The 15899-nt window shown below is 71.6% G+C and carries 12 protein-coding genes; 9 read left to right on the forward strand and 3 right to left on the reverse strand.

What is annotated here, in order from left to right; genetic code table 11:
- Window positions 1-24: 24 nt before the first annotated feature.
- Both ACZ7LT_RS02005 and ACZ7LT_RS02010 read left to right on the forward strand, forming a co-directional pair.
- The gene (locus ACZ7LT_RS02005) at window positions 25-1809 is read left to right on the forward strand and encodes a phosphatidylglycerol lysyltransferase domain-containing protein (RefSeq protein WP_471232897.1); all 1785 of its coding nucleotides are present in this window, start codon (window positions 25-27) and stop codon (window positions 1807-1809) included.
- Window positions 1773-2498 carry a hypothetical protein gene (locus ACZ7LT_RS02010; RefSeq protein ID WP_471232899.1) on the forward strand — a complete coding sequence of 242 codons (726 nt, stop codon included), beginning with the start codon at window positions 1773-1775 and terminating at the stop codon, window positions 2496-2498. The genes ACZ7LT_RS02005 and ACZ7LT_RS02010 overlap by 37 nt, the downstream gene beginning before the upstream one ends.
- Here ACZ7LT_RS02010 and ACZ7LT_RS02015 read toward each other — a convergent pair.
- Window positions 2438-3205: a hypothetical protein gene (locus ACZ7LT_RS02015; RefSeq protein WP_471232901.1), complete on the reverse strand. Its 768-nt coding sequence runs from the start codon at window positions 3203-3205 to the stop codon at window positions 2438-2440. The genes ACZ7LT_RS02010 and ACZ7LT_RS02015 overlap by 61 nt on opposite strands.
- Window positions 3206-3273: 68 nt before the next feature.
- Here ACZ7LT_RS02015 and ACZ7LT_RS02020 point away from each other — a divergent pair, with 68 nt between their 5' ends.
- Entirely contained in the window at window positions 3274-4038 is a 765-nt protein-coding gene (locus tag ACZ7LT_RS02020; RefSeq protein ID WP_471232902.1) for an adenosylcobinamide-GDP ribazoletransferase, read from the forward strand.
- A 34-nt stretch (window positions 4039-4072) separates the two neighbouring features.
- Here the strand turns inward: ACZ7LT_RS02020 and ACZ7LT_RS02025 are convergent, their stop codons facing one another.
- On the reverse strand, window positions 4073-4690 hold the full coding sequence (locus ACZ7LT_RS02025; RefSeq protein ID WP_471232903.1) for a spherulation-specific family 4 protein: 618 nt from the start codon (window positions 4688-4690) through the stop codon (window positions 4073-4075).
- A 388-nt stretch (window positions 4691-5078) separates the two neighbouring features.
- On the opposite strand from ACZ7LT_RS02025, the gene ACZ7LT_RS02030 reads away from it, so the two are divergent.
- From ACZ7LT_RS02030 to ACZ7LT_RS02055, 6 genes are all read left to right on the forward strand, one after another.
- Window positions 5079-6596: a leucyl aminopeptidase gene (locus ACZ7LT_RS02030; RefSeq protein ID WP_471232904.1), complete on the forward strand. Its 1518-nt coding sequence runs from the start codon at window positions 5079-5081 to the stop codon at window positions 6594-6596.
- Window positions 6597-6937: 341 nt separating this feature from the next.
- Window positions 6938-8326 (forward strand): dihydrolipoyl dehydrogenase, encoded by a 1389-nt coding sequence (gene lpdA, locus ACZ7LT_RS02035; protein ID WP_471232906.1) that lies wholly within the window; start codon window positions 6938-6940, stop codon window positions 8324-8326.
- A 59-nt stretch (window positions 8327-8385) separates the two neighbouring features.
- A complete protein-coding gene (gene sucB / locus ACZ7LT_RS02040) occupies window positions 8386-10146 on the forward strand; it encodes a 2-oxoglutarate dehydrogenase, E2 component, dihydrolipoamide succinyltransferase (RefSeq protein WP_471232908.1) in 1761 nt (586 codons plus the stop codon).
- Window positions 10147-10254: 108 nt separating this feature from the next.
- Complete coding sequence (locus ACZ7LT_RS02045) at window positions 10255-10878, forward strand: GntR family transcriptional regulator (protein ID WP_019885677.1); 624 nt, start codon at window positions 10255-10257, stop codon at window positions 10876-10878.
- A 206-nt stretch (window positions 10879-11084) separates the two neighbouring features.
- On the forward strand, window positions 11085-13784 hold the full coding sequence (aceE, locus tag ACZ7LT_RS02050) for a pyruvate dehydrogenase (acetyl-transferring), homodimeric type (RefSeq protein WP_471232909.1): 2700 nt from the start codon (window positions 11085-11087) through the stop codon (window positions 13782-13784).
- A 166-nt stretch (window positions 13785-13950) separates the two neighbouring features.
- Window positions 13951-14913: a helix-turn-helix transcriptional regulator gene (locus tag ACZ7LT_RS02055; protein ID WP_471232911.1), complete on the forward strand. Its 963-nt coding sequence runs from the start codon at window positions 13951-13953 to the stop codon at window positions 14911-14913.
- Here ACZ7LT_RS02055 and ACZ7LT_RS02060 read toward each other — a convergent pair.
- Window positions 14904-15839: an SDR family oxidoreductase gene (locus ACZ7LT_RS02060; RefSeq protein WP_471232913.1), complete on the reverse strand. Its 936-nt coding sequence runs from the start codon at window positions 15837-15839 to the stop codon at window positions 14904-14906. The two genes, ACZ7LT_RS02055 and ACZ7LT_RS02060, sit on opposite strands and share 10 nt — an antisense overlap.
- Window positions 15840-15899: the final 60 nt, after the last annotated feature.

Here is a 15899-nt window from a genome sequence, read left to right on the forward strand (position 1 = left end):
TGATGCCCCATATGATCACGTTTCATGGGAGAGGTCCGTTTGTCTGCCGCACCGTCCGTCGCGTCGTCCGCCGAAGGAACGCCCGGGGGCAACCGCCGGTCGCGACGCGCCGCCGCGTTCGCCGTCTGGTACCTCCGCATCGTCACCTTCATCAACTTCCTGGGCGCCGTCTGGGTCTCCCTCGGCCAGGACCTGCGCCGGTACAACTCGGACGACTTCTTCACCCCGTACCTCCTCACCGCGGGCTTCGCCTCCGGGGCGTTCACCCTGCTCCTGGCGGTCACCATGCGCCGCCGCAAGCGCGCCGCGTGGATCCTCAACCTGGTGCTCAGCGGCGCCTTCCTGGTGCTGTTCGCGCTGGTGATGCTCTTCCCGGAGATCCGGGAGCATCCGCAGAACTGGGTGTCCCTGCTCCTCACCACCGCTTTCGTGGCCTCGCTGCTGCTCGGCCGCAAGGAGTTCTACGCCAAGGGCGACCGCTCCAACCCGGCGCTCGCGGCGGCCGTCGGCGTCGGCGGGCTGCTGGTCACCTCGCTGCTCGCGGCCGTGATGGTCACCGCCACCAACACCGCCTCCGGGCCGTCCAGCTTCCTGGAGCGCTGGCGGTACGGCGTGATGCGGCTGGTCACCCTCGCCGCCGACGACTCGGGCTTCCCGGGGATCGCCACCCCCGGCTGGGTCGACGTCACCATCAACGTCCTGTCCACGCTGCTGCTGTTCGCGGTGCTGCTGGCCGCGTTCCGCTCGCGCCGGGCGGTCGACCCGCTCACCGAGGAGGACGAGGAGCGGCTGCGCCGGCTGCTCGACAAGCACGGCGAGCGCGACTCGCTGGGCTACTTCGCGCTGCGCCGGGAGAAGAGCGTGATCTGGTCGCCGAGCGAGAAGGCGGCCGTCGCCTATCGCGTGGTCGGCGGGGTGTCGCTGGCCTCCGGCGACCCGATCGGCGACCCGGAGGCCTGGCCGGGCGCGATCGAGCCGTGGCTCGCCGAGGCCCGTGAACACGGCTGGATCCCGGCGGTGATGGGCGCGAGCGAGGAGGCGGGCACGATCTACGCCCGGCACGGTCTCGACGCGCTGGAGCTCGGGGACGAGGCGATCGTGGAGACCGCCGAATTCACCCTGGAGGGACGGGCGATGCGCACGGTCCGCCAGGCGTACAACCGGGTGAAGCGGGCCGGCTACGAGGTACGGATCCGGCGCCACGCGGAGATCCCGGCGGACGAGCTGGCCGAGCTGCTGCGCAAGGCCGACGACTGGCGCGACGGGGCCACCGAACGCGGCTTCTCCATGGCGCTGGGGCGGCTCGGCGACCCGGCCGACGGGCAGTGCGTGATGCTCGAATGCACCGACGCCACGGGCCGGCTGAGGGCGCTGCTCTCCTTCGTGCCGTGGGGCCCCAAGGGCCTGTCGCTGGATCTGATGCGCCGTGACCGGGACTCCGGGAACGGCCTGATGGAGTTCATGGTCATCGAACTGCTCCAGGGCGCGAAGGAGATCGGGATCACTCAGGTCTCACTGAACTTCGCGATGTTCCGGTCGGTCTTCGAACGTGGCGCGAAGCTCGGGGCGGGCCCCGTGCTCCGGCTGTGGCGCTCGCTGCTCAGCTTCTTCTCCCGCTGGTGGCAGATCGAGTCGCTGTACCGCGCCAACGCCAAGTACCGACCGATCTGGGAGCCCCGCTTCATGCTGTTCGAGAAGAGTGCCGACCTGCTGCGCATCGGCCTGGCGGCCGGCCGCGCCGAGGGCTTCCTGGAAGCCCCGAGCATGCCCAGGTGGCTGCACCGCAAGCACCTGGCCGGCAGACGGTGAGGGCCTTCGCGCTGCGCGAGTGGGGGCCGCTGTTCTTCGCCGTACGGGACGGTCTGGCCGCCCGGCGGTGGCGGGCCGTGCCCATGACCCTGGCGGCGGTCTGCCTGACGGCCCTGTTCCAGCTCGTGCAGAACCAGGACTGGGGCTATCAGCCGGTGCAGAACATCGGCTCCGTACGGGCCGAGGATCCGCTGTGGCTCGCGCTGCTGCGCACCCCGCTGTCGCTGTTCGTCCCGGCGCTCGACCTGCCGGTGTGGGGCGCGCTCGCCCAGATCCTGCTGGTGTTCGGGATAGCGGAGATCTGCCTGGGCCGGCGGCGCACGCTCGCCCTCGCCTATCTGGCCACGCTGGGCGGGACGCTGTACGCGCGCGTGGGCATTGCCCTCGGCCCCGATCACCCGCTCGGGCTGCCCGCCTCGGACGCCCGGGTGGTGGACACCGGGCCGTCGGCGGCGGTCGTCGGGCTCGCGGTGTACGTCTGCTACCGCAAGCGGGCCTGGCTGACGGGCGCGCTGGTGATCGTGGCGATGGTCGTCGAGATACTGATCAAGAACAACCTGGCGGGCAAGGAGCACCTGGCGGCGATCGCGGTGGTGCTCGTGGTGTGCGCCGGGTCGGCGGTGCGCGATCAATGGCGGTCGGGTCCGCGTCCCGGCACCCGTTCCTGGAAGCCGCCGATCAGATCCTGAAAGCGGCGGGCGACCCGGCTCCAGCGGCGGTCGTGGTGGTAGGCGCGCAAGCCCGCACGCGCGCGTGCCTTGGGCCGCCGGGCGTAGACCCGGCGGGCCCACAGGGAGCCGGGCCGGGCCAGCCGCAGGGCGGCGACGATCGCGACGAACGGCACCAGGGTGCCGATGACGGCGAGCCGGAACTTCCCCTTGAAGAGGGCCACGAGCACGAAGAGGAAGTTCAGGGCGAGGCTGACGATCAGCGATCCTCTGTTCTGCCGCTCCTCGGGGGTGACTTCGTTGACGCCGAGCGGTGAGAACCCGCCGAGCACAAGCCCCACCAGGGCGGCGGTGAGGACGACGACCTCCACGCTCTTGCGCCCCTGGTCGCTCCAGTAGACGTCGTCGAGGTGCAGGATCAGCGCGAACTCGTCGAGGACGAGCCCCGCGCCCGCCCCGAACAGGACGGCGAAGACCCCGGCCGCCCAGCCGCCCTCCCGGCCGGACGCGACGGCGCCGAAGCCGCCGACCACGACCAGGACGACGCCGGGCACCACGTGGTGGATGTGCAGGCCGCCGGTGGAGACGTTGCGGAACGGCCCCTTCCCGGCCCGGATGAGCCGGGTGACGGTCCGGGTGGCCAGGAAGGTGAGCACGAAGGAGGCGAGCGCGAGCAGCAGCGGGAGCTTGCCGGGCTCGACGATGTTGCGGGCGAACCAGTGACCCATGCCACCTGCTTCCGGTATGCGCGTTATGCGTAACTTACCGGGCGGGTACGGCCGCTACCCTCCCCGGAATGGACGGCATCCGGTTCGCTTTCGGCACGCTCACCGTGCTCCCCGCCCGCGTCACCCGCTGGGACCGGGACGCGGCCCGCGCCGGAATGCTCTGCGCCCCGCTGGCCGGACTGGTCGTGGGCGTGCTCGCCGCGGCGGTCGCGGGGCTGCTCCTGCTGGCCGGCGCGGGGCCGCTGCTCGCCGCCGTCGCCTCGGTCGCGGTCCCGGCGGCGCTGACCCGCGGGCTTCACCTGGACGGTCTCGCGGACACCGCCGACGGGCTCGGCAGCGCCAAGCCCGCCGAGGACGCCCTGCGGATCATGAAGCAGTCGGACATCGGCCCGTTCGGGGTCCTCACCCTCCTCTTCGTGCTGCTCGCCCAGGTCGCGGCGGCGTACGAGCTGTACGGCGAAGGCTGGACGCGCGGCGCGGTGGCCACGGTCCTCGCCGCCGCCGTCTCCCGGCTCGCCCTGACCCTTGCCTGCCACCGGCGCGTCCCCGCGGCCCGCCCTGAGGGCCTCGGCGCCATGGTCGCGGGCACCGTCCCGCCGCCGCACGCGCTGGCCGCCACCGCGCTCGTCGTCGCCCTGTGCGGGGCGGCCGGCGCCGCGCTCGACCCGTACGCCGCCCTGCGGCACGCCCTGTCGGCCGTGGCGGCGCTGGCGGCGGCCATGGTGCTGCTGCGCCACTGCGTGCGCCGCTTCGGCGGGGTGACCGGCGATGTCTTCGGCGCCGTGGAGGAGACGGCGGCCACCACCGCCCTCCTCGCGCTGACCCTCGGCTAAGCCCTCACAGGCCTCTCCAGAAGCCGGGGCCGTGTCAGCCGGCGGGCTCCAGGCTGTGCGGCAGCGTCCCCCAGGGCTGGGCCCCGGCGCCCGGCACACAGCAGTGGACCGGGGTGGTGATCCGGGCGTCGGCGGGGGCCGCGTAGACCAGGTGGCAGTAGTGGTCGGCGACCGGCAGGTCCAGGCCGCGGTAGCTGTCCCAGGGGCCTTCGAAGGTGACCAGCAGGTCCGCCAGGGACGCGTACGAAGGGTGCGGGTGGGCGCCGTGGTTGAGGACCAGGGTCCGGGCGCCGGCCGCCCGCGCGGCGACCGCGAGGCGGCGGTAGTGCGGCAGCGGCTCCGGTCCGGTCGGAACCTGGTCGAGGAAGGCCCCGTCCGCGCCGTACCAGTCGCGGTGGCGCAGCAGATCGGTGACCACCTCGGCGTGCGGGCGGCGGCCGTACGCCGTGTCGGCGTAGCCGAGGACCCGGACGCCCGCCGTGCGCAGCCGGGCGGCGACGGCCGCGAAGTCCGGGTCCGCGCGGTGCCCGGCGCCGTCGTCGGGGTTGAGTACGACCCCGTACAGCCGAGGCGCCGCCTCGATCATGGCCGTCCAGGCATCGGGGCGGTCGGCGGGGTGGGCGTAGAAGGGCACAAGGAGCGAGGAGTTCACGCGCGCTCCTTCGCCGCGGCCACCGCACCCGCCCCACGGACGAGCCGAAACGGTCCTGCGGGCGGCCCACCCGTACCCCCCGTCGCGCGGAATCCCCGTACACGCATCTCTTCAGCCCCCCGGATCCCTGGAGATGACACAGAGGAGAAACCGCTCTCCCCTGCACGCATGAGGCGAGTGTGGCTGAGCGCGCCGAGTCCGCGCGGTAAACATGAAAGAGACGCCACGGACGAGTGAATCGGCGGCGGCGTGAGCGAAGCCGACGAGCGCGCGTAGGCTCGTTCCCGGCGCTCGATCGGGCCGAATTACGATGCGGCGACCCGGTCGGCCACCCCTCCGACTGCGCGGACCGCACTCAGAACTCAAACGGAAGCGAGATTTCACCACCGTGACTGCTCTCACTCTCAGCACTGCCGGCGCGGCGACGCTGCGCGCCGACGCCCTTGTGGTCGGCGTCGCCAAGGGCGGCAAGGGGCTCGTCGTGGCTCCGGGCGCCGAGGCCGTCGACACGGCGTTCGACGGAAAGCTGGCGGCCGTCCTGGAGACCCTGGGTGCCTCCGGTGCCGAGGGTGAGGCCACCAAGCTCCCCGCCCCGGCCGGCGTCAAGACGCCGGTCGTCCTCGCGGTCGGCCTGGGCCAGGCCCCCGCGGACGGCGAGGGCTACGACCCCGAGGCGCTGCGCCGCGCCGCAGGCACCGCCGCCCGGGTCCTGACCGGTGCCAAGAAGGCCGCCTTCGCGCTGCCCGTCGAGGCCGTCGAAGACGCCGAGGCGATCGCGGAGGGCGCGCTGCTCGGCGCGTACTCCTTCGACGCCTTCCGCTCGTCGGCCAACGGCAAGGACGCGAAGAAGCCGCTCGCCGAGGTGGCGCTGCTCGGCGCGAAGCCCCGCGACAAGGCCTACAAGGCCGCCGCGGAGCGCGCGCTGGCGCTGACCGAGGAGATCAACCGCGCCCGCGACCTGATCAACATGCCGCCGAACGCCCTCACCCCCGCCTCCTTCGCCGCCACCGCCACCGCGGCCGGCAAGGAGCACGGCCTCAAGGTGCAGGTGCTCGACGAGAAGGCACTCGCCAAGGGCGGCTACGGCGGCATCCTCGGCGTCGGCGCCGGCTCCGCCAACCCGCCCCGCCTGGTCCGGATCGCCTACACCCACCCGGACGCGGAGAAGACCCTCGCCCTGGTCGGCAAGGGCATCACCTACGACTCGGGCGGCATCTCCCTCAAGCCGGCCGGTCACAACGAGACGATGAAGTGCGACATGAGCGGCGCCGCGGCCGTCTTCGCCGCCGTCGTCGCGGCCGCCCGCATCGGCCTCGCCGTCAACGTCACGGGCTGGCTGGCGCTGGCCGAGAACATGCCGTCCGGCACGGCCACCCGCCCGGGTGACGTCCTCACCATGTACACGGGCAAGACGGTGGAGGTCCTCAACACCGACGCCGAGGGCCGTCTGGTGCTGGCCGACGCGCTCGCCAAGGCCTCCGAGGAGAACCCGGACGCGATCGTCGACGTGGCCACCCTCACCGGCGCGATGGTGCTGGCGCTGGGCAACCGCACCTTCGGCATCATGGCCAACGACGACGCCTTCCGCACCGCGATCCACGAGATCGCCGAGGAGGTCGGCGAGCAGTCCTGGCCGATGCCGCTCCCGGCGGACCTGCGCAAGGGCATGGACTCCCCCACCGCCGACATCGCCAACATGGGTGAGCGGATGGGCGGCGGCCTGGTCGCCGGTCTCTTCCTGAAGGAGTTCGTCGGCGAGGGCATCACCTGGGCCCACCTCGACATCGCGGGCCCGGCCTTCCACGAGGGCGCCCCGTACGGCTACACCCCGAAGGGCGGTACGGGATCCGCCGTCCGCACGCTGGTGAAGCTGGCCGAGCGGACGGCCGAGGGCGAGCTGGGCTGACGCCCCTCTGGGTGGACGGTCCGGCTCCGTCCACCCCGTCCGCCGGCGAGCCGAGCCTCAAAAAGGCGGTGGACGGCCCCGGGCATCCTGGCCCGGGGCCGTCCCGGCGGTTTCGCCCGCAACGAAATCCGTACGTTCGTACGCTCCGGTAACCGCCGGACACGGACGATCAGCCGTCTCAGACCCCGGCCCCGCGTCTCCTCTTCCGGCAACAAGTGCGAAGATGGGTGACCGGCAGGACAGGGCCCCCACCACAGGGCCGAAGAATCAGCGGCCGCACACCAGCCGCCCGCCCGGTCATCGAGGACCGGCGACCGGCGCACATGCATGGAGGACGTGACGTGGCGAACGACGCCAGCACCGTTTTCGACCTAGTGATCCTCGGCGGTGGCAGCGGCGGCTACGCCGCGGCGCTGCGCGGAGCGCAGCTGGGCCTGGACGTCGCACTGATCGAGAAGAACAAGCTCGGCGGCACCTGCCTGCACAACGGCTGCATCCCCACCAAGGCCCTGCTCCACGCCGGTGAGGTCGCGGACCAGGCTCGCGAGGCCGACCAGTTCGGTGTGAAGGCCACCTTCGAGGGCATCGACATCAAGGCCGTCCACAAGTACAAGGACGACGTGATCTCGGGCCTCTACAAGGGCCTCCAGGGACTCGTCGCCTCCCGCAAGGTGACATACATCGAGGGTGAGGGACGTCTCTCTTCCCCGACCTCCGTCGACGTCAACGGCCAGCGTGTCGAGGGCCGCCACGTCCTCCTCGCGACCGGTTCCGTGCCGAAGTCGCTGCCGGGTCTGGAGATCGACGGCAACCGCATCATCTCCTCGGACCACGCGCTGACCCTGGACCGGGTCCCGGAGTCCGCGATCATCCTCGGCGGCGGCGTCATCGGCGTCGAGTTCGCCTCCGCGTGGAAGTCCTTCGGCACCGACGTCACCGTCATCGAGGGCCTGAAGCACCTCGTCCCGGTCGAGGACGAGAACAGCTCGAAGCTTCTTGAGCGCGCGTTCCGCAAGCGCGGCATCAAGTTCAACCTCGGCACCTTCTTCCAGTCCGCCGAGTACACCGACAGCGGCGTCAAGGTCACCCTCGCCGACGGCAAGACCTTCGAGGCCGAGGTGCTGCTCGTCGCCATCGGCCGCGGCCCGGTCTCGGCCGGCCTCGGTTACGAGGAGCAGGGCGTCGCGATGGACCGCGGCTACGTCCTGGTCGACGAGTACATGCGTACCAACGTGCCGACGATCTCGGCCGTGGGCGACCTCGTCCCGACCCTCCAGCTCGCGCACGTCGGCTTCGCCGAGGGCATGCTGGTCGCGGAGCGTCTGGCCGGTCTGAAGACCGTTCCGATCGACTACGACGGCGTGCCCCGGGTGACGTACTGCCACCCCGAGGTCGCCTCCGTCGGTATCACCGAGGCCAAGGCCAAGGAGATCTACGGCGCAGACAAGGTCGTCGCCCTGAAGTACAACCTCGCGGGCAACGGCAAGAGCAAGATCCTCAAGACCGCGGGCGAGATCAAGCTCGTCCAGGTCAAGGACGGTGCCGTGGTCGGCGTCCACATGGTCGGTGACCGCATGGGCGAGCAGGTCGGCGAAGCGCAGCTGATCTACAACTGGGAGGCGCTGCCGGCCGAGGTCGCGCAGCTCATCCACGCCCACCCGACGCAGAACGAGGCGCTCGGCGAGGCGCACCTGGCCCTCGCCGGCAAGCCCCTCCACTCCCACGACTGAGCCCCTCGGCCCAGGGCGCGACGACCACATTCCGCAATTCGTTAGGAGCAACTGAAACCATGCCGGTTTCCGTAACCCTGCCGGCGCTCGGCGAGAGCGTCACCGAGGGCACCGTCACCCGCTGGCTGAAGGCCGAGGGTGAGCGTGTCGAGGCCGACGAGCCGCTGCTCGAGGTCTCGACCGACAAGGTCGACACCGAGATCCCGGCCCCGGCCTCGGGTGTCCTGGCCTCCATCAAGGTCGCCGAGGACGAGACCGTCGAGGTCGGCGCCGAGCTGGCCGTCATCGACGACGGCAGCGGCGCCCCCGCGGCCGCTCCGGCCCCGGCTGCCGAGGAGGCTCCGGCCCCCGCCGCCGAGCCCACCCCGGCGCCCGCCGCCGAGGCCCCCGCCGCCCCGGCTCCGGCCGCCGCCGAGGCTCCGGCCGCGCCGGCCGGTGGCGCCTCCGGTACCGAGGTCGTCCTGCCCGCCCTGGGCGAGTCGGTCACCGAGGGCACCGTCACCCGCTGGCTCAAGGAGGTCGGCGAGTCCGTCGAGGCCGACGAGCCGCTGCTCGAGGTCTCGACCGACAAGGTCGACACCGAGATCCCGGCCCCGGTCTCCGGTGTTCTCCTGGAGATCACCGTCGCCGAGGACGAGACTGCCGAGGTCGGCGCCAAGCTGGCCGTGATCGGCGCCCCGGGTGCGGCTCCCGCCGCTGCCCCGGCCCCGGCCGCCCCGGCTCCCGCCGCTGCCCCGGCCCCGGCTCCCGCTGCCGCCCCGGCCCCGGCCCCGGCCGCTCCTGCCCCGGCGCCTGCCGCCCCGGCCGCCCCGGCTCCGGCTCCGGCTCCGGTCCAGGCCGCCCCGGCCGCCCCGGCTCCCGCTCCGGTCACCCCGGCTCCGGCCGAGGACGGCGCGTACGTGACCCCGCTGGTCCGCAAGCTCGCCGCCGAGAACGGCGTCGACCTCGCGGCCGTCAAGGGCACCGGCGTCGGTGGCCGCATCCGCAAGCAGGACGTCCTCGCCGCCGCCGAGGCCGCGAAGGCTGCCGTCGCCGCCCCGGCGCCGGTCGCCGCCGCTCCCGCTGCCGCCAAGAAGGCCCCGGCCCTGGAGGTCTCCCCCCTCCGCGGCCAGACGGTCAAGATGACCCGCATGCGCAAGGTCATCGGCGACAACATGATGAAGGCGCTGCACGGCCAGGCCCAGCTGTCCTCGGTCGTCGAGGTCGACATCACCAAGCTGATGAAGCTGCGCGGCCAGGCCAAGGACTCCTTCGCCGCCCGTGAGGGCGTCAAGCTGTCCCCGATGCCGTTCTTCGTCAAGGCCGCGGCCCAGGCGCTGAAGGCCCACCCGGTCATCAACGCCCGGATCAACGAGGACGAGGGCACCATCACGTACTTCGACTCGGAGAACATCGGCATCGCCGTGGACTCCGAGAAGGGTCTGATGACGCCGGTCATCAAGGGCGCGGGCGACCTGAACATCGCCGGTATCGCCAAGGCCACCGCCGACCTGGCGGGCAAGGTCCGCGGCAACAAGATCACGCCGGACGAGCTGGCCGGTGCGACCTTCACCATCAGCAACACCGGCTCGCGCGGTGCGCTGTTCGACACGATCATCGTGCCGCCGAACCAGGTCGCGATCCTGGGCATCGGTGCCACGGTCAAGCGTCCGGCGGTCATCGAGACCGCCGAGGGCACCGTCATCGGCGTCCGGGACATGACGTACCTGACGCTCTCCTACGACCACCGTCTGGTGGACGGCGCCGACGCCGCCCGCTACCTGACCGCGGTCAAGGGGATCCTGGAGGCCGGTGAGTTCGAGGTCGAGCTCGGCCTCTGAGCTACTCGGCTGTAACCAGCCTCACCAGCGGCGCCCCCGTCCGGGAGTACTTTCGGACGGGGGCGCCGCCGTATTGTCTTCACTGTCCACTGGTTTGAGGGAGCGCCCATGACCATGCCCGTCGTCCACTCGCTGCGCGAACAGATCCGCGAGCACATCGTGGAGGGCATTGTGAGCGGGCGCTGGAAGCCGGGCGAGCGGATCGTCGAGCGGCGGATCGCCACCGAGTTGGAGGTCAGCCAGACGCCCGTACGGGAGGCGCTGCGCGAGCTGGAGTCGCTGCGGCTGATCGAGTCCGCGCCCAACAAGGGCGTACGGGTCCGCAATCTCACCGCGGCCGACCTGGAGGAGAGCTACCCCGTCCGGGCCGGTCTGGAGCAGATCGCCGCCGAGCTCGCGGCCGGCCGGCTCGCGGACGACTGCTCGGCCCTGGAGCCGCATGTGGCGGCCCTGTACGAGGCCGACCGGGCCGCGGACGGCACGGCGCAGGTGCGCCACACGGTGGCCTTCCACCGTGAGCTGGTGAAGGCGGCCGGGAACAGCGTCCTGCTGCACACGTGGGAGGGGCTGGGGATCGAGGTCTTCACGGCCCTGTCGATCCGCTGGCTCGGCACGGTGCAGAAGTCGTACGCCGAGGAGCACCAGGAGCTGGTCGACGCGTTCCGGCGACGCGATCCGAGGATCGGCGCTCTGGTGAAGGAGCACGTTCTCGGGTGTGCCCCGCGCGCCTGATTTAGACCGATTCGTCGCGGCACCCGGTGCCCTCTTTCGAGGCACGGAATGCCAATTTCGTTGTACGGAGAAGTTTTTGGCCATCTCCCTTTGATCGATCATCGATCAGCCATTTACAGTCGACGGCGGGCCGCACCCCGGCCCCCGCCCTGTCCTGCCAGACATGGCCTTTTCTCCACCCCCATCCTGTCCGGAAGGCGGCGATCATGACCGATCCCGTAGGCAAGATTCCGAGCGAGCTCGACCAGCTCCCGGACCGTGACACCGAGGAGACCGCCGAGTGGGCGGCCTCCCTCGACGCCGTCACCAAGGCCGCCGGCCCGCACCGGGCCGCCTACCTGATGCGCCGCACCCTCCAGCACGCCGAGGGCGTCGACGGTGTCGACCTGCCCAAGCTGCTGGAGACCGACTACGTCAACACCATCCCCACCGCCGCCGAGCCCTCGCACGGCGGCGACGAGGAGATAGAGCGGAAGATCACCGCGTGGAACCGCTGGAACGCGGCCGCGATGGTCAGCCGCGGTGCCAAGCACGGTGTCGGCGGCCACATCGCGACCTTCGCGTCCGCGGCCTGGCTCTACGAGACCGGCTTCAACCACTTCTTCCGCGGGAAGGAGGGCGACGGCTCCGGCGACCAGCTGTACATCCAGGGCCACGCCTCCCCCGGCATCTACGCCCGCGCCTTCCTCGACGGCCGCCTGACCGAGGCCCACCTCGACAACTTCCGCCAGGAGTCGGGCGGCAACGGCCTCCCCTCCTACCCGCACCCGCGCCGTCTGCCCTGGCTGTGGGAGTTCCCGACCGTCTCCATGGGTCTCGGTCCCCTCTCCGCCATCTACCAGGCGCGGTTCAACCGCTACCTCACCAACCGCGGCATCAAGGACGTTTCCGCCTCGCACGTGTGGGCGTTCCTCGGCGACGGCGAGATGGACGAGCCCGAGTCGACGGCGGCTCTCGCCCTGGCCTCCCGCGAGGGCCTGGACAATCTGACCTTCGTCATCAACTGCAACCTGCAGCGCCTCGACGGCCCGGTCCGCGCCAACTTCAAGATCGTGCAGGAGCTGGAGGCGCAGTTCCGCGGCGCCGGCTGGAACGTCGTGAAGTCGCTGTGGGGCAACGCCTGGGACGAGCTGTTCCAGCTCGACACCACCGGCGCCCTGGTCCGCCGCCTGCGTGAGGTGCCGGACGCCCAGGTCCAGACGTACCAGACCCGCGACGCCGCCTACATACGCCAGGACTTCTTCGGCGCCGACCCGGCGCTCGTCGAGATGGCGAAGCTGCTGAGCGACGACAAGATCCTCGAGTGCTTCCACCTCTCGCGCGGTGGCCACGAGCCGCGCAAGGTGTACGCCGCGTACAAGGCCGCCCTGGAGCACAAGGGCGCCCCGACGGTGATCCTCGCGCAGACCGTGAAGGGCTTCACCCTCGGCGAGGGCTTCGCCTCCAAGAACGCGAACCACCAGATGAAGAAGCTCTCGGTGGACGAGTTCAAGGCCATGCGTGACCTGCTGGAGCTGCCGATCTCGGACGCGCAGTTCGTCGACGGTGTGGTGCCCTACGGCCACCCGGGCGCCGACGCCCCGGAGGTCCGCTACCTCCAGGAGCGCCGCGCGGCGCTCGGCGGCCCGGCCCCGGCCCGCCGTACGCACCCGCTGGCCCCGCTGCCCGCCCCGGCCGACAAGGCGTTCGCCGCCTTCGACAAGGGCTCCGGCTCCCAGTCGGTCGCCACGACCATGGCGTTCGTCCGGCTCGTCAAGGACCTGGTCCGCGACAAGGAGACCGGCAAGCGCTGGGTGCCGATCGTCCCGGACGAGGCCCGCACCTTCGGCATGGAGTCGCTCTTCCCGTCGCTCGGCATCTACTCCCCCAAGGGGCAGACGTACGAGCCGGTCGACCGCGACCAGCTCATGTATTACAAGGAGGCCGTCAACGGCCAGATCCTCAACGAGGGGATCACCGAGGCCGGTTCGATGGCCGACTTCATCGCCGCGTCCACCGCGTACGCGACGCACGGCGAGGCGATGATCCCGTTCTACATCTTCTACTCGATGTTCGGCTGGCAGCGCACGGCCGACCAGATGTGGCAGCTCGGCGACCAGCTGGGCCGCGGCTTCCTGGTGGGCGCGACCGCGGGCCGTACGACGCTCACCGGTGAGGGCCTGCAGCACGCGGACGGCCACTCCCCGATGATCGCGGCGACCAACCCGGCGGCGCTCACCTACGACCCGGCGTTCGCCTACGAGATCGCGGCGATCGTCAAGGACGGTCTGCGCCGGATGTACGGCGAGGCGGCCCCGGGCGAGGACCCGAACGTCTTCTACTACCTCACCGTCTACAACGAGCCGATGCCGCAGCCGGCCAAGCCCGAGGGCGTGGACGAGGGCATCATCAAGGGCCTGTACCGCTTCAACACCGCGGAGTCGGCCGGTCTGGACGTGCCGGCGAACGCCGGACGCATCCAGCTGCTCAGCTCCGGCACGGCCATCCACTGGGCCCTGGAGGCGCAGAAGCTGCTGGCCGCCGAGTGGGGCGTGGCCGCCGACGTGTGGTCCGCGACCTCCTGGACGGAGCTGCGGCGTGACGCCCTGGAGGCGGACGCGGCGCTGCTGCGCGGCGAGGAGCGGGTGCCGTACATCCGTACGGCCCTGGAGGGCGTCGAGTCGCCGGTGCTGGCCGTGACCGACTACATGCGCCAGGTCCCGGACCAGATCGCGCAGTGGGTCGAGCAGGACTACTCGTCGCTGGGCGCCGACGGCTTCGGCCTGTCGGACACCCGCGAGGCGGCCCGCCGCCACTTCGGTGTCGACGCGCAGTCGATCGTCGTCGCGGCGCTGGCCCAGCTGGCCCGCCGCGGCGAGGCCCCGGCCTCGTCCGTGAAGGAGGCGCGCGAGCGCTACGGCCTGTGACATGACCGTCGGCGAGTGAGCCGAAGGGCGCCGCGGGTGTCGAAAGGGAGAACGCGCGGAGGCTGCGAGGAACGAGCAGCCGAGCACGATCGACCGTCGACGCACGCTCAAGGCGCCCGGAGGCAAACCGAGCCTCAAAAAAAGGGGCGGCACGCATGATGGACTCATGCGTGCCGCTCGCCTCATCAAGATGGTGCTTCTGCTCCAGTCCCGTCCGTCGATGACGGCCGGGGAACTCGCCGCGGAGCTGGAGGTGTCCGAACGCACCATCACCCGTGATGCCCTCGCCCTCTCGGAGGCGGGGGTTCCGGTGTATGCGGACCGGGGCAGGGCGGGTGGCTACCGGCTCGTCGGCGGCTACCGCACTCGGCTGACGGGCCTGGCCCGCGGCGAGGCGGAGGCGTTGTTCCTGTCCGGGCTGCCGGGTGCACTGCGGGACATGGGGCTTCAGGACGCGGCCTCCGCGGCCCGGCTGAAGGTGTCGGCGGCGCTGCTGCCGTCGCTGCGGGACGCCCCGGAGTCGGCCGCGCAGCGCTTCCTGCTTGACGCGCCGGGGTGGTACCAGGAGCCCGAGACGCCGTCGTTCCTCGCGCCGATCGCGGAGGCGGTCTGGGACGACCGGATGATCTCGGCCCGCTACCGGCGCGGGGAGACCGAGGTGGAGCGGGAGCTCGCGCCGTACGGGCTCGTTCTGAAGGCGGGCGTCTGGTACCTGTGCGCACGCTCGGGCGCGGCCTTCCGTACGTACCGGGTGGACCGCTTCACGGCGGTCGCGCTCGGCGAGGAGCGTTACGTCCGGGACGAGGCGTTCGACCTGCCGGCCTACTGGGCCGAGCGGGCGGCGGAGTTCGCGCGCTCGATCCTGCGCGCCGAGGTCGTGCTGCGGCTCTCGCCGGCGGGGGCGCGCCGGCTGCCGTACGTGACGGACCGCGCGGCGGCCGAGGAGGCGCTGGCGGCCGGTGCGACGGACGCCGAGGGCTGGACGACGGCGACGCTCCTGGTGGAGAGCGAGGAGGTCGCCTTCACCCAGCTGCTCGCGCTCGGCCCGGAGGCGGAGGTGCTCCGGCCGAAGTCGCTGAGGTCCCGTTTCGCGGCGGCGGCCGAGGGCCTGGCGGCGCTCTACCGGTAGTCCGCCACGTCCACGTCCTGGCCGGCCTCCTTGGCGATGATGAAGCCCCAGGCATCCGGCTGCGAACCGTCGGCGTCCGTGAAGCCGTACTCCTTGGCCAGCCGGCCGCTGGAGAGCGACTGCCCGTTCCAGCGCGCCCGGTCAGGGTCCGCGGCGAGGGCGGCGACGGCGCGGCCGACATAGACGGGGGACTCGGCGACCGCGAAGTCGGGGAGTTTCTCGGTCGCGTCGCGCCAGTTCGCCTCGGTCACCCCGAAGTGGTCCAGCATCTGTTCGGAGCGCAGCCACCCCGGTGTGACCGACACCGCCGTCCCGCCCACCGCCTTCAGGTCGTGAGAGAGCGCGAACGCCATCCGGATCGGCGCGTATTTGGTGAGGTCGTAGAAGAAGTTCTCGCGGAAGCGGGTGTTGTACTCGGCCGTCCCGTCCGTCACCTCCACGAGCAGCCCGCCCTCGTTGCGGATCAGCAGCGGGAGGGCCACCGCGCTGGTGATGACATGGGTCTTCACCCCCAGCTCCAGCATCCGCAGCCCGCTGTCGAGGTCGGTCTCCCAGATCTTCTTGCCGAAGGCGGGGACGAGGAGGTGCTCGCCGCCCCAGATGTCGTTGACGAGGATGTCCAGCCGGCTCTGCTCGGTGTCGATCCGTTCGACGAGCGCCCGCACCTGATCGATCTCCAGATGGTCGGTGGGGACGGCGATTCCCTCGCCGCCGGCCGCCGTGACGAGTTCGGCGGTCTCCTCGATGGTCTCGGTCGTCCGGCCGACTTCACTGACCTTCGTACGGGTGGTCCGGCCGGTGACGTAGACGGTCGCCCCGGCCGCGCCGAGCTGGACGGCGATGGCGCGGCCCGCGCCCCGGGTCGCGCCCGCGACCAGCGCGATCCGGCCGGCGAGAGGCTGCTGCGTGGTGTTTTCGGTCGTCATATGTCGACGGTCACATGAATACCCGACATCTGCTGTCCGGTTTCATTTCGGCTGCTCCAC

Source organism: Streptomyces sp. NPDC039465 (assembly GCF_055639315.1).